13 protein-coding genes are annotated in these 13366 nt (G+C 71.7%); 5 read left to right on the forward strand and 8 right to left on the reverse strand.

The genetic code is table 11. The annotated features are described in order from the left end of the window. Window positions 1–2: 2 nt before the first annotated feature. Window positions 3–1223: a PP2C family protein-serine/threonine phosphatase gene (locus H4696_RS00805; protein WP_086861679.1), complete on the reverse strand. Its 1221-nt coding sequence runs from the start codon at window positions 1221–1223 to the stop codon at window positions 3–5. An 82-nt stretch (window positions 1224–1305) separates the two neighbouring features. Here H4696_RS00805 and H4696_RS00810 point away from each other — a divergent pair, with 82 nt between their 5' ends. Together H4696_RS00810 and H4696_RS00815 are read left to right on the forward strand one after the other, a co-directional pair. After that, window positions 1306–2025 carry a histidine phosphatase family protein gene (locus H4696_RS00810; protein ID WP_086861678.1) on the forward strand — a complete coding sequence of 240 codons (720 nt, stop codon included), beginning with the start codon at window positions 1306–1308 and terminating at the stop codon, window positions 2023–2025. Window positions 2026–2029: 4 nt separating this feature from the next. Further along, window positions 2030–2872: an NAD(P)H-hydrate dehydratase gene (locus H4696_RS00815; RefSeq protein WP_249027047.1), complete on the forward strand. Its 843-nt coding sequence runs from the start codon at window positions 2030–2032 to the stop codon at window positions 2870–2872. On the opposite strand, the gene H4696_RS00820 is transcribed toward H4696_RS00815, so the two are convergent. The 4 genes from H4696_RS00820 to H4696_RS00835 are packed head-to-tail and all read right to left on the reverse strand — an operon-like array spanning window position 2873 to window position 6917. Continuing rightward, window positions 2873–3592, reverse strand: a complete 720-nt coding sequence (locus H4696_RS00820; RefSeq protein WP_086861676.1) for an SDR family oxidoreductase — start codon at window positions 3590–3592, stop codon at window positions 2873–2875. It abuts the gene before it with no gap. Beyond that, window positions 3589–4440: an oxidoreductase gene (locus H4696_RS00825; RefSeq protein WP_086861675.1), complete on the reverse strand. Its 852-nt coding sequence runs from the start codon at window positions 4438–4440 to the stop codon at window positions 3589–3591. Before H4696_RS00825 ends, H4696_RS00820 begins: the two co-directional genes overlap by 4 nt. A gap of 41 nt (window positions 4441–4481) precedes the next feature. Further along, window positions 4482–5300 carry a helix-turn-helix transcriptional regulator gene (locus H4696_RS00830; RefSeq protein WP_086861674.1) on the reverse strand — a complete coding sequence of 273 codons (819 nt, stop codon included), beginning with the start codon at window positions 5298–5300 and terminating at the stop codon, window positions 4482–4484. 9 nt (window positions 5301–5309) lie between these two features. Next, complete coding sequence (locus H4696_RS00835; protein ID WP_086861673.1) at window positions 5310–6917, reverse strand: alkaline phosphatase D family protein; 1608 nt, start codon at window positions 6915–6917, stop codon at window positions 5310–5312. Between the two features lie 136 nt (window positions 6918–7053). Here H4696_RS00835 and H4696_RS00840 point away from each other — a divergent pair, with 136 nt between their 5' ends. Further along, window positions 7054–9282, forward strand: a complete 2229-nt coding sequence (locus H4696_RS00840; protein WP_086861672.1) for an extracellular catalytic domain type 1 short-chain-length polyhydroxyalkanoate depolymerase — start codon at window positions 7054–7056, stop codon at window positions 9280–9282. On the opposite strand, the gene H4696_RS00845 is transcribed toward H4696_RS00840, so the two are convergent. Together H4696_RS00845 and H4696_RS00850 are read right to left on the reverse strand one after the other, a co-directional pair. After that, a complete protein-coding gene (locus H4696_RS00845; protein ID WP_086861671.1) occupies window positions 9279–9773 on the reverse strand; it encodes a methylated-DNA--[protein]-cysteine S-methyltransferase in 495 nt (164 codons plus the stop codon). The genes H4696_RS00840 and H4696_RS00845 overlap by 4 nt on opposite strands. A gap of 16 nt (window positions 9774–9789) precedes the next feature. After that, a complete protein-coding gene (locus H4696_RS00850; RefSeq protein ID WP_086861670.1) occupies window positions 9790–10686 on the reverse strand; it encodes a glycoside hydrolase family 16 protein in 897 nt (298 codons plus the stop codon). Between the two features lie 324 nt (window positions 10687–11010). Between H4696_RS00850 and H4696_RS00855 the strand changes: the two genes are divergently transcribed. Beyond that, window positions 11011–12183, forward strand: coding sequence for a glycoside hydrolase family 64 protein (locus tag H4696_RS00855; RefSeq protein WP_086861669.1), 1173 nt, complete (start codon window positions 11011–11013; stop codon window positions 12181–12183). Between the two features lie 42 nt (window positions 12184–12225). Then, window positions 12226–12438 carry a hypothetical protein gene (locus H4696_RS00860; RefSeq protein ID WP_192781981.1) on the forward strand — a complete coding sequence of 71 codons (213 nt, stop codon included), beginning with the start codon at window positions 12226–12228 and terminating at the stop codon, window positions 12436–12438. Window positions 12439–12834: 396 nt separating this feature from the next. Here H4696_RS00860 and H4696_RS00865 read toward each other — a convergent pair whose 3' ends face one another. Next, the gene (locus tag H4696_RS00865; protein ID WP_249027264.1) at window positions 12835–13350 is read right to left on the reverse strand and encodes an ATP-binding protein; all 516 of its coding nucleotides are present in this window, start codon (window positions 13348–13350) and stop codon (window positions 12835–12837) included. Window positions 13351–13366: the final 16 nt, after the last annotated feature.

Here is a 13366-nt window from a genome sequence, read left to right on the forward strand (position 1 = left end):
CTTCAGCCGGCCGGGACGGCCACGCGCTGGATGGCCAGCAGGGCGACGTCGTCCTGGGCCGCCTGGCCGCCGATCAGCACGGCCATGACCTGCGCGCAGAGCCGCTCGGGCTCCCCGGCCCGCACGGTGTCCGCCAGCACCCGCATGCCGGTGTCCACCGGCCGGTCCCGGCGTTCCACCAACCCGTCGGTGTAGAACGCCAGCACGCTGCCCGGCGGCAGGCCGATCACGGCTGTCCGCCGTTCGGGCTCGCCGATCGTCAGCCCGATCGGGGGGTCTGGCGGCACGTCCACCAGCCGGCCCGGTTCACCCGGTACGGCCAGCACCGGGGGCAGGTGCCCGGCCAGCGACAGCGTCACGGCTTCGCGGCCGGGGCCGATGATCCCGTAGGCCACCGTGGCCATCGCCCCGTGCTCGAAGTGGTTGGCCTTGCGGTCGAGCTTGGCGAGCACCTCGGCCGGGCTCTCGCAGTCGAGGGCGTAGGCGCGCAGGGCGCTGCGCAGCCGTCCCATGATCACGGCCGCGTCGAGGCCGTGGCCCGAGACGTCACCCATCACGACGCCGATCCGGTCGCCCGGGAGGGTGAACAGGTCGTACCAGTCGCCGCCGAGGCCGGTTTCCGCGCCGGGGACGTACCGGGCGCCGAAGGCGAGGCCCGGCACCTCGGGCAGGGTGCTCGGCAGCAGGCTGCGCTGCAGCGCCATGGTCGCGCTGCGGTTCTCTTCCCGGGCTTCCACCTGGATCGCCGTCGCGAGGCGGTCGGCGAGCAGCTGCATCATGGCCACTTCGGGCTCGCCGAACTGCCGTTGCCCGACCGATCCGACGTGCAGCACCCCGACGAGCTCGCTGCCGGCGAGCATGGGCACGCCGAGCATCGACTGCAGTCCCCGTTCCCACAGCAGGGAGTTCACGACGGTGGTTTCGTCGATGTGGTCGAGGAGCACCGGGACCCGCTCGAGCGCGACCCGGCCGGCGAACCCCTGCCCCACCGGCACACGCACACCCTGGTGGACCTCCTCTTCGATGCCGGCCGCCGCGAACGCCACGAGCTGACGGCCGCTGGGCTGGTAGCGCAGCACGGTCGCCGTGTCGACGGCCAGGACCTCGCGCAAGCGCTGCAACGTCTCGGTGATCACCTCGGCCAGCGCGAGGTGGGCGGCCGGAGCGCCGATGATCGTCTCCAGCTGCTGCAGCCGATCGTGGGCGTCGAGACTTCGCGACATGGAAGGACCCTATCCGTCACCCCTTCGCGGGCCTAACCATCCCGGGTTTCGGCGGCGGGTTTCCCGGGGTAGTCATCCGGTCGTGAGCGTCGACTTGGAGTGGGTGGCCGTGCTGCGGCACGGGCAGAGCACCGGGAACGTGGCCCGGGAAGAAGCGGAGTCGGCCGGGGCGGACGTGATCGACATCGCCGAGCGCGACGCCGACGTCCCGCTGACGGAACTGGGCCGGGAACAGGCCGGGGCCGCGGGGGAGTTCTTCGCCGAGCGCCCACCGGATCTCGTGGTCACGTCCACTTACCGCCGCGCGTGGGACACCGCCCGGCTGGCCACGCCCCACGGGATCCCGATCGTGCCCGACGAACGGCTGCGCGACCGCGAACTGGGCGTCCTGGATCTGCTGACTTCCCACGGCGTCCGCGAGCGGTGGCCCGACGAACTGCGGCGCAAGCGGCGGCTGGGCAAGTTCTACTACCGCCCGCCGGGCGGTGAGTCCTGGGCCGACGTCGTGCTGCGGCTGCGTTCCCTGCTGAACGAGCTGAGCGCGGAGCACGCCGGAAAGCGCGTTCTGCTGGCGGCGCACGAGATGACCGTCTTCGGGCTGCGCTACCTCCTCGAAGGCCTGCCGGAGCCCGACCTGCTCCGCGCCGCCGACGCGACCGAAGTCCCCAACGGCTCGGTGACGTCCTGGGAGCGCGACCGCGACGGCGGGTTCACCATGGTGCTCGCCCAGGAGGTCGGCCACCTGCACGCCACCGACACCCCGCCGACGGCGGACGACGATGCCGCGCGACAGCTTTCCTGAGCCGGTGCCGATCAGCCCGGCCCTGGTGCGGGACCGGCGGATCGGCACCGGCGACCGCGGCACGGTGCTCGTCGTCGGCGGTGCACGGACCGTGCCGGGCGCGCCCGGGTTGTCCGGCACCGCCGCCCTGCGCGCCGGGGCGGGCACGCTCCAGCTGGCGGTCGCCGAACGCCACGCGAGCGCGCTCGGCGTCGCGGTGCCCGAGGCTTCGGTGATCGGGCTGCCCGAAACCGCTTCGGGCGCGATCGCCGCCGACGCGGCCGAGCAGCTGGCCGACGTCCTCCCGGGCGCCGGGTCCGTCGTGGTCGGACCCGGCCTGACCGGCGCCGAGGAGACCGAACAGCTGCTGCGGCGGCTGGTTCCCGCCATCGCCCCGGACGCGCGGGTGGTGCTCGACGCGTTCGCGCTCGGCGCGCTGAGCCGGGCGCCGGAGCTGGCCGAGCCGCTGGCGGACCGGCTTCTCCTCACGCCGAACCGGGTCGAAGCGGCCTTCCTGGACGGCTGCGAGGAAAAGGACGTCGACGACCTGGAGACGGCGGTGCGGATCGCCCGCCGCTACCGCGGGGTGGTGCTGCTCATGGGTGTGGTCGCCGCTCCCGACGGCCGCACCTGGCGGGACGGCAGCGGCCACGTCGGGCTCGCGACGTCCGGCAGCGGGGACGTGCTGGCCGGGCTGACCGGCGGGTTCCTCGCCCGGGGCGCCGGCCTCGACCAGGCCGCCTGCTGGGCGACGCACGTCCACGCCGTGGCCGGCCAGCGGCTGATCCCGGCCACCGGCAGCACCGGCCTGCTGGCGCGGGAGCTCGTCGCGGAGATCCCGCGGGTCATCGCCGAGCTGGAGCGCTGATCACCGCTGCGCGGTCGGCCGCACGACGATCTCGTTGACGTCGACGCCGTCCGGCTGCCCGATCGCGTAGGAGATCGCGCCGGCGATGGTGTCCGGCGCCATCGTCACCGCGCGGTAGGTGCGCATCGCCTCCCGCGCGCCCGGTTCGGTGATGGTGTCGGCCAGTTCGGACCCGACGACGCCGGGGGAGACCGTCGTGACGCGGATGCCGGGATCGGCTTCGAGGCGCAGGCCTTCGGTGATCGCCCGTGCCGCGTACTTGGTGCCGCAGTAGACCGCGGCCGTCGGCACCACTTCGTGCGCGCCGGTGGAGGCGATTGTCACGAAGTGCCCGCCGCCTTGGCGCCGGAAGTGCGGCAGGGCCGCCGCGATCCCGTGCAGCAGGCCCCGGATGTTCACGTCGATCATCCGGTCCCACTCCTCGACGTGCAGGGAGTCCAACCGCGACAACGGCATCACGCCCGCGTTGGCGACGAAGACGTCGAGCCGTCCGTGCGCTTCGACGGCGGCGTCGGCGAACGCGGCGACCTCGGCGCGGTCGGTGACGTCCAGGCGGTGCACGTCGGCGGTGCCGCCGGCGTCGTGGATCTCCTTCGCCAGCGCGGTCAAGCGGTCTTCGCGCCGGGCGCCGAGTACGACGTGGTGGCCTTCGCGGGCCAGGCGCAGCGCGGTGGCGTGCCCGATGCCGCTGCTGGCTCCGGTGATGAGCACGGTCTTCATGCGGTTTCCTCTCCGGGGAAGTCGGCGCCGAGGGTGGTCTCGCGCCAGGTGTCGAAAGTGGACTTGAGGGTTTCGAGCCGGGCCGTCGCGATGGTGTAGGCGGCTTCGCCGAGCAGGAGCCGCAGCGGGGGTTCGGCGGCGCCGACGGCGGTGAGGATCGCTTCGGCCGCGCGGACCGGGTCGCCCGGCTGGTGGCCGTACGTCGCCGTGGTCGCCGCCCGGCGCGCCCCGGCCGTCTCGGCGTAGTCGTCGATGCGGATCGCCGACTGCCGCATCGACGGGCCGGACCAGTTGGTGCGGAACGCCGCGGGCTCCACGATGGTCACCTTGATGCCCAGTGGCGCCACTTCCGCGGCCAGCGACTCCGACAACCCCTCCACGGCGAACTTCGTCGCGTGGTAGTAACCGGTGGCGCCGAAGGCGGCCAGGCCGCCGAGCGACGACACGGTCACGACGTGCCCGCTGCGGCGGGCCCGCATGCCGGGCAGCACCGCGCGGGTGACGTCGGCGAGGCCGAACACGTTGGTGTCGAACAGCTTCCGGATCTCCTCGTCTTCGCCTTCTTCGACCGCGGCGAGGTAGCCGTAGCCGGCGTTGTTCACGAGGACGTCGATCCGGCCGAACGTCGCTTCGGCCCGCTCGACGGCGGCGGTGACCTGGGCGTGGTCGGTGACGTCGAGCGGCAGGGCCAGCGCGCGGTCGCCGTGGGCCGCGACGAGGTCGGCGACGCTCGCCGGGTCGCGGGCGGTGACGACGGCCGGTCGGCCGCGGTTGAGCACGGCTTCGGCCAGGGCGCGGCCGAGGCCGCTGGAGCAGCCGGTGATGAACCAGACCGGGTTTTCGGGCACGACGAAGTACTCCGTCCATTGTGGATTTCGGAAAGGGTGTTTCAGGAAGCGGCGAGGCTGCCCAGGAGGGCGAGTGCCGCTTCCGACGGGCTGCCCGGCTCGGCCTGGTAGACGACCAGCTGCTGGCCGGGCGCGCTGTTGACGGTCAGCGCCTCGTAGCTCAGCACGAGCTCGCCGACCAGCCGGTGGTGGAACCGCTTGGTTTCGCGCGTCTTCTGCCGGATGTCGTGGCGGGCCCACAACCGGCGGAAGTCCGCGCTCTTGACCGACAGCTCGCCGACCGTTTCGATCAGCCGCGGGTCGTCCGGGTCGATCCCGGCCGCCACCCGCAGGCCGCCGACCGTGTTGACGGCGACGCGCTCCCAGTCCGGGTAGAACTCGCGTGCGTCCGGGTCGAGGAACACCAGCCGGACCAGGTCGCCGCTGTGCGTGTGCCCGGCGAACAGCGCCTGGCCCAGCGCGTTGTGCGCGAGCACCTCCAGGCAGCGGCCGAGCACCAGCGCGGGCGTGTCCGGCCAGCCGTCCAGCAGGCGCAGCAGGTTCGGGCTGACCTGCTCCCGCCGCTGCGGGCGCCGGCGTTTCGGCGCCGGCTGAGCCAGCCGGTGCAGGTGGGCGGTGGCGTCCTCGTCGAGGGCCAGCCCGTGCGCGAGCGCGTCGAGGACCTGCGCCGACGGGTTGCGCTCCCGGCCCTGTTCGAGCCGGATGTAGTAGTCGGTGCTGACCCCGGCGAGCACCGCGACCTCTTCGCGGCGCAGCCCCGCGACCCGGCGCGGCCCGCCCGCGGGCAGGCCGAGCTGCTCGGGGCCCACCTGTTCGCGGCGGGCCCGGAGGAATTCTCCGAGCGGGTTCTCACCGGGCATGATCCGAGGCTAACGCCGATCGGCGGGACCTGGGTGGCCGCGCCGCACCCACCCTCGGGTGAGCGGGACGGGCTTCCCCTCCGCCTCGGGCCGCAGCAGCGTGGCGGTGGCTTCGCGCCCGTCGACGTCGAGGGTCATCACGGCGTTGCCGAAGTGCGGTCCCGACACGCAGCTCCAGGTCAGCGGCGCGGGCGGAACACCGATGCGGCGGGCCAGCCCATCGCTCAGCCGGGTCAGCCCGCGTGCCCAGCCGGCGCGGAACAGCCGGTTCATGTACCAGGGCACGGTGTTGTGCACCGGCGAGCAGGTCAGCTGGTGCACCGGCGCCCCCGGCAGGTCGGCCCGCGCGACGTACGCGTGGTGGACGTCGCCCGAGAGCACGTTCACCGACGCGACGCCCCGGTCCGCGACGCCGGTGATGAGCGTCGCCAGCCGGTCGAACGAGTCGCGGAACGCCGGCCAGTGCTCCAGGTCGGCGAGCTGCCGGAACCACTCGCTGACCCGGCCGACCACCCCCGGCCGGGCGCAGAGCCGCTCGTTGACCGACTGCGCGGCCGACAGCGCGGTCGGCAGCAGCCACGGCAGCGACGTGCCGATCAGCAGGTGCTCGAAGTCGCCGGAGGCCTGCTCCTCGATCCAGCGGAACTCGTCCTCACCGACCATCGAGCGGGTGCCCCCGGCGAGGATCCGCCCGGCCCGCGAGTCGATGACCAGCAGCCGGACCGGGCCGAAGTCGCGCCGGTAGGACCACCGCGTGCCCTTGGCGCCGTCGGCTTCGGCGTCGGCGCGGTCGGCGAACTCGCGCAGCAGCCCGGCGTTGTCCTCGCCCGAATCGATCACCTGCTGGTAGACGTCGTCCTCGGCGAGCTCGTCCGGGCCGAGGTTGCCCAGGTGCTGGTAGACCCAGTAGGAGACCAGCGCCCCGCGGATCCGCTCCGGCCACCACGACGTCGCGGCCATCTCCTCGCGCCAGGCCTGCGAGGTGTTCCAGTCGTCGCGGACGTCGTGGTCGTCGAAGATCATCGACGTCGGCACGGTCGAGAGCAGCCAGCGCACCGCCGGGTCGCACCAGGCTTCGGAGTACAGGTGGCAGTACTCCTCGAAGTCGGCGACCTCGTTCCCCGGCGGCTTGCCGGTGTCGCGCCGCTTCGCGAGCCATTCCCGCGTCGCGTCGGTGGTTTCGTCGGCGTAGACCTGATCGCCCAGCAGGAGCAGCGATTCCGGCCATTCGGCCTCGTCGAGCCCGGCCATCCGGTGGGCGTACGCGGCGAGCGCGTCCGGGCCCAATGCGTCCTGCTCCCGCGGCTTGCGGCAGGAGCCGAAGACCAAGCGGAACCGCGGATCGCCGGGTCTCAGCGTCCGGATCCGGCTGGGTGGCAGCGTGCTGTCGGGTTCGGGCCAGACGAGTTCGCCGTCGAGCCGCACTTCGTACGGTGTGCTCCGCCCCGGTTCCAGGCCGGTCAGCACGACGAGGGCGTAGTGGTGCCCGGCGACCTCGAACGTCCGCGCGGCCGCCTCGGCGACCCCGACTTCGCACGGGCCGTCCGTCTCCACCCAGATCGTCGCGGAGTCGGCGTTCACGTGCCGCAGCAGCGGTCCCAGGAGCAGCTCGGTCATGCCGGAATCCTCGCAGCAGTCCCGCTCTCCGGCAGTTCGAAAGACCGCGAAACATTCCGATAATCGTTGACCGGTCCCGGACGGCGAACGAACGATCGTCACAGCTGCGCCCCGTCCCCCGGAAAGGATTCGTCGAGTGCGAAGACTCTTCACCGCCCTCCTCGCCGCCGCGCTGTCGATCGCCGCCGCCATCGTGCTGGTGATCTCGGCGCAGCCCGCGTCGGCGGCCACCTTGACGCGCGTCACCGATTTCGGCAGCAATCCCAGCAACCTCAACATGTACACCTACGTCCCGGACCGGCTGGCGGCCAAGCCGGCGCTGCTGGTCGCGGTCCACTACTGCACCGGCTCGGCGTCCGCGGTGTTCAACGGCTACGCCCGCGACTACGTCACCGCGGCCGACCAGTACGGGTACGTCATCGTCTTCCCGGAAGCCACCCGCAGCGGCCAGTGCTTCGACGTCTCGTCGCCGCAGGCGCTGACCCGGGGCGGTGGCAGCGACCCGGTCGGCATCCTGTCGATGGTGAACTGGGCCAAGCAGCGCTACAACGTCGACCCCGCCCGGGTCTTCGTCACCGGGTTCTCCTCGGGCGCGATGATGACGAACGTGCTCGCCGCGGAGTACCCGGACGTGTTCGCGGCCGGCTCGGCGTTCATGGGCGTGCCCGCCGGCTGCTTCGCCACCACCGACGGGTCGAGCTGGAACAGCCAGTGCGCGAACGGCCAGCTCAGCAAGACCGCGCAGCAGTGGGGCGATCAGGCCCGGCAGATGAGCGGCGGGCGCAGCGGCCCGTTCCCGCGGATGCAGCTGTGGCACGGCACCGCCGACGACACCTTGCGCTACCCGAACTTCGGCGAGGAGATCAAGCAGTGGACGAACCTGCAGGGCGTGAGCCAGACGCCGTCGTCGAGTGACGCCCCGCAGTCCGGCTGGACGCGCACGCGCTACGGCGGCACCGGCGTCCAGGCGCCGGTCGAGGGCATCAGCGTGCAGGGCGCCGGGCATTCGCTGCCGCAGAACGGGATGGTGGCGTACGCGATCGCGTTCCTCGGCCTGAACAGCGGCGGTACCTCGACGACGACGACCACCTCTCCGCCGCCGGCGGGCAGCACGCTCGGCAGCGCGGCGAGCGGGACCGGCCGGTACTTCGGCACCGCGGTCTCGGCGGGCAAGCTCTCGGACAGCGTCTACACCGGAATCCTGAGCCGCGAGTTCTCCATGATCACGCCGGAGAACGAGATGAAGATCGACGCGACCGAGCCCGCGCAGGGCCAGTTCTCGTACGGCAACGCCGACCGGATCGTCAGCCAGGCGACGAGCCAGGGCGCCCGGATGCGCGGGCACACGCTGGCGTGGTACAGCCAGCAGCCGGGCTGGATGCAGGGCATGGAGGGATCCGCGCTGCGCTCGGCGATCCTGAACCACATCACCCAGGTCGCGACCCACTACCGCGGCAAGATCTACGCCTGGGACGTCGTCAACGAGGCCTTCGCGGACGGCGGTTCGGGTGCCCGGCGCGATTCGAACCTGCAGCGCACCGGGGACGACTGGATCGAGGCGGCGTTCCGCGCCGCGCGGGCGGCCGACCCGGGCGCGAAGCTCTGCTACAACGACTACAACACCGACGACTGGACCCAGGCGAAGACCCAGGCCGTGTACCGGATGGTGCAGGACTTCAAGTCCCGCGGCGTCCCGATCGACTGCGTCGGCTTCCAGTCGCACTTCAACCCGAACAGCCCGGTGCCGTCGAACTACCGGACGACGCTGCAGAACTTCGCCGACCTCGGCGTCGAGGTGCAGATAACCGAGCTGGACATCGAAGGGTCGGGCACCACGCAGGCGGACAACTACCGCACGGTCACGAACGCCTGCCTCGCGGTGACGCGGTGCGCCGGGATGACCGTGTGGGGCATCCGGGACACCGACTCGTGGCGGGCGTCCGGCACGCCGCTGCTGTTCGACGGCAACGGCCAGAAGAAGGCCGCCTACACCGCGGTGCTCGACGCGCTGAACGGCGGCACCACCCCGCCGCCGACCACCACGCCGACCACGCCCACCACCACGCCGCCGCCGACGACCACGACCCCGCCGCCGGGCGGGTGCACCGGGACGTACCTCAAGACGGCGGAGTGGAACGTCGGCTTCAACGGCCAGGTGACGGTGACCGGCTCGAACAACTGGGTCCTCACGATCACCTTCCAGGCGCCCCAGAAGGTCATCGGCAGCTGGAACTACACGGGCACCTGGGACAGCACCGGGTACGTGCTGACCGCCCGGCCCAACGGCAGCGGCAACGTCATCGGGTTCACCGTGCAGCACGGCGGGAACCTGACGGCGCCGACCGTGACCTGCGCCGTCGGCTAGAACAACCGGCCGACCTCGGCCGCGGGCGGTTCTTCCAGGCTCAGGAGGAACCGCTTGCGGTCGAGGCCGCCGGCGTACCCGGTCAGGCCGCCGCTCGTGCCGACCACGCGGTGGCAGGGCACGACGACGCTGATCGGGTTCCAGCCGTTGGCGTTCCCGACCGCCTGCGCGGCGCCGGGATCGCCCAGCTCGGCGGCCAATTGCCCGTACGTGCGGGTCTCGCCGTACGGGATCTTGGTGAGCAGGGCCCAGACCTGCTTCTCGAACGCGGAGCCGCGCGGCGCGAGCTCGAGGTCGAACTCGCGCCGCGTGCCCGCGAAGTATTCGCCGAGCTGCCGCCCGGCGTGCTCGAAGCCGTGGTCGTCCCGGGGACCGAGGTCGGTGATCCGGGGCGTGCGCAGGTGGCCGTCGAAGTACAGGCCGATCAGCGCGGCGCCGTCGCCGACCAGGGTCAGCGGTCCGATCGGTGACGCGAGGACGGCGTGCTTCATGGCGCCCAGCCTACTGTCAGCCCTGGCTGGTCCGGACCGACAGGGAGTCGACGCTCATCTCGGCGCCCGGCGTGATGTCGGCGGACGGGCTCGTGCAGCCGCAGACCTTGTTCGGGTACGAGCCGCCGATGGCGACGTCGAAGATGACGAAGAACCCGTGGTCGACGGCGGCCTTCCAGGTCTCGGCGGACACCTGGTTCTGCTTCACCGCGAACGTCTGCGTGCCGTCGAGGGCGAAGCGCAGCTCTTCGGCGTTCGCGTCCCGGCGGTCCACGACGACGGAGTAGGTGTGGTAGCCGTCCTGGCAGCCGGGGCAGTCCTGCAGGTCGCTGGTGATGCCGTCGGGGTCGTGGCACTCGCCCTGCCATTGTCCACAGTGGAATGTCGTGGAGTGCTTGCTCAGCGCGTTGACGTCCTCCATGATGTCGAGCTCGCCGATGCTCGGCCAGTTCGTCGCGCCGACCGGGCGGGCGTCCGCGCCCATCGCCCAGAACGCGGGCCAGTAGCCGAGCCCGCTGGCGGGGGAGGGCTGCTTCAGCGTCGCGCTGATCTCGAGCTGACCGCCTTCGGGGGCGGCGAAGTCGGTGCGCTGGGTCTCGATGCGGCCGGAGGTCCAGTTGCCGGCGGCGTCGCGCAGCGGCTTGATCGCCAGGTGACCCTGTCCGTCGTGGTAGACGTTCTCGGTCGAGTCGGTCGCGGTCTCGATTTCGCCGGTGCCCCAGTTCGCCGCGCCGCCCGGGTAACCGGTTCCCTTGTCGTAGAGCCAGTCCTGGGTGTTCAGCCCGGTGCCGGCGGCGCCGTCGAAGTCGTCTTGGAAGACGGTGGTCCAGGTCTCCTCGGCGTGCGCCGGAGCGGCCGAGGCGAGGAATGACAACGTTGCCAGCACGGCGGTGAGCCGCTTGACGGTGCGCATGGGATCTCGCTTCCTGAGGGGAACGGGGCCGTCCACGACCTGCGAGGCCGTCCACTGTCGCCGCCGGTCCGCGACCGCGTCAAGGGGTGTGCCCGGAAGTACCCGGCACCCGGTACCCGCGGGCACACCCGCGCGAGTCGCGTTTGGAATTCGCGGCGGCCGGGCACCGCGCGGGCCCGGTGACACGGTGGTCTGGACCTTCTTTCGAAGGGTTGCCAGGTAACGAAACCGGGGTCATAGTTTGTTTACGTCCACAACGAATCCTGCGCACCGCCCTCGGATGTCCTTTATGGACTCCGCCGTCTCCTCAACGTGGAGGACACCATGATCTCCCGGCGCTCGTTCCTCGGTCTTTCGGCGGCCACGCTCGCCACGGCCACGGTGCTGCCCCTCGCGCGGTCAGCCTACGCCGCGACGCCCGACACGTTCAGCCTCAAGCTCGTCAACAACTCGGGTTCCGGCACCGCGTACGCCTACGTCACGGGCACGACCCCGGACGGCAAGCTGGTGCTGCTGCGCGCCGACGGCACGCCGTACTACCCGGCGTCGCCGAGCGCGCCGACGACCCCGCTGCCCGAAGACTGCGCGATCCCGATCGGCTCGGGCGCGCAGGTGACGGTGCCCAAGATGGGCGGCGCGCGCATCTACGTCGTCACGGACGCGAAGCTGGACTTCTTCCTCGACCCGGGCCCGAACCTGGTCCACCCGAGCTTCCTGAACTCCGGCGACGCCAACTACGGCAAGAACTGGTCGTTCAGCGAGTTCACGTTCAACGACACGCAGCTGTTCGCGAACATCAGCTACGTCGACTTCGTGGGCATCCCGATGGGACTGTCCTTGACCACGACCGGCTCCGGAACCTCGACGGTCCAAGGCTTGCCGGCGGGTTCGGTGGACCAGATCGCTTCCGCGCTGACCGCACTGGGCGGCGAGTGGCCGGGCCTGGTCCAGACCGGCGGCGGCGGAAACCTGCGCGTGCTGTCGCCGCACCACCACGCCTCCCAGTTCGGCGGTTACCTCGACGCCTACATCGACCAGGTGTGGGCGAAGTACGAGGGCACGGACCTCGTCGTGGACTCCCAGAACCCGGCCGTCGGCAAGTTCACCGGCCGCGTCTCGGGCGGCCAGCTGGTCTTCGGCACCGAGTCCTTCGCCAAACCGGCGACGGCGGACGTGTGGAGCTGCGACAGCGGCCCGTTCGCCCTGGCCGCTGGCGCGAGCGACGCGCGCAAGGCCATCGTCCCCCGCCTGGCGGCCGCCCTGAACCGCACGACGTTGCTGGCCAACCCCAACCAGCCGACCGACGAGGACCCGGCGAAGTTCTACGCAGGAGACACGACGAACCACTACGCGCGGATCGTCCACTCGAAACTCCCGGACAACCGCGGCTACGCGTTCCCGTACGACGACGTGAGCCCGGGCCCGGACTTCAGCGGAGCGGTCTTCGCGGGCGACCCGGACGTGCTGACGATCACAGTGGGTGCCACGCATGGCTGAGGCAGTGCGAAAACTGTCGGTCGTGGCGGCTAGCCTCACTGCATGAACACGGACGACGCGACGGTCCCGGCGCACCAGCTGACCAAGGGCCAGTGGTTCTGGCACGAGCCGGCGCCGGGACTGCCCGCGTGGCAACTGCAGGTGACGTCGGCGGAGCTGGTGGAGGATTCCGTCGAGATCTTCACGACGGATGATGAGCGCGAGCTGGTGTTGTACCCGAGGAACCGCCTGGTCCGGCTCGCTAGGGCGGCTTGAGGGAGGTTTTAGGGGGAGGGGGCTCCTGGGGGAGGGAAGCCTGGCCGCGCCCGTAGGGTCGGTTGGCCGGGTTTCGCGCCGAACCGCGCTGGTGAAGCGGTCGGTGCAGGGGGAGCTGTGCTTGCCCGCTGCTGGCCGTGCGCCAATGGCAGCGCCAACTCACTTGCCGCGAGCGGCGGAGTTCTTCACTGAGCTGGGGATGTGCCGGAGCCTGGGTGCCGACTCGCCCAGTCGGGTGCGCGCGCCGCTGTAATCGCGAGGTTTCAGCCAAGTCTCGCTGAGTGAGCCGGGCCTCGGCGCCACTTAATGCGCTCCCAGCCCTCCGGATACAAGCTCGCCGGCCCGCCTCGGTGTCGGGGTCTTCCCCCACCTCGGCGAGCCGGCGATGAGCCCTGCTCAGCTTGCGTCGCGCAGCGAGACCGGGCGCCACGTCATCCGGACCGTCGTTCCCGTGTCTCCCGTGTCGATGTCGGACTGGTCCGTCACCTTGTCGATCAGCACCAGCCCGCGGCCGCCGGAGGTGCGCAGGCCCGCGGTGCGGGGGCGGGTCGCCGGGATTCCGCAGCCCGTGTCGGTCACTGTCACCGTCACCGTGTCGCCGGTGCGGGTGGCCTGGAGGCGGGCCCAGCCGTGGCCGCCCGGGTAGGCGTGGGCCGCGACGTTCGCCAGTGCTTCGTACGTGGCCAGGATGATGTCGTGCGTGCTCTCCGCATCGAGCGGGAGCTCGCCGAGCCAGCGGGTCAGCTTGCGGCGCAAGTCGGCCATCTCGTTCGGCAAGGCCGGCGCCAGCTCTTCGAACGGCGGGACGACCACGGCTTCGGCGCCACCGCGCGCAGGGGCCGTGGTCCCGGTTTGGTCGGCGTCGGCGCTCTCGCCGGTATCGACGCCGGTGTGCGGGGTATGTCGATACACGATCCACTCCCATCGT

Source organism: Amycolatopsis lexingtonensis (assembly GCF_014873755.1).
GTDB lineage: Bacteria > Actinomycetota > Actinomycetes > Mycobacteriales > Pseudonocardiaceae > Amycolatopsis > Amycolatopsis lexingtonensis.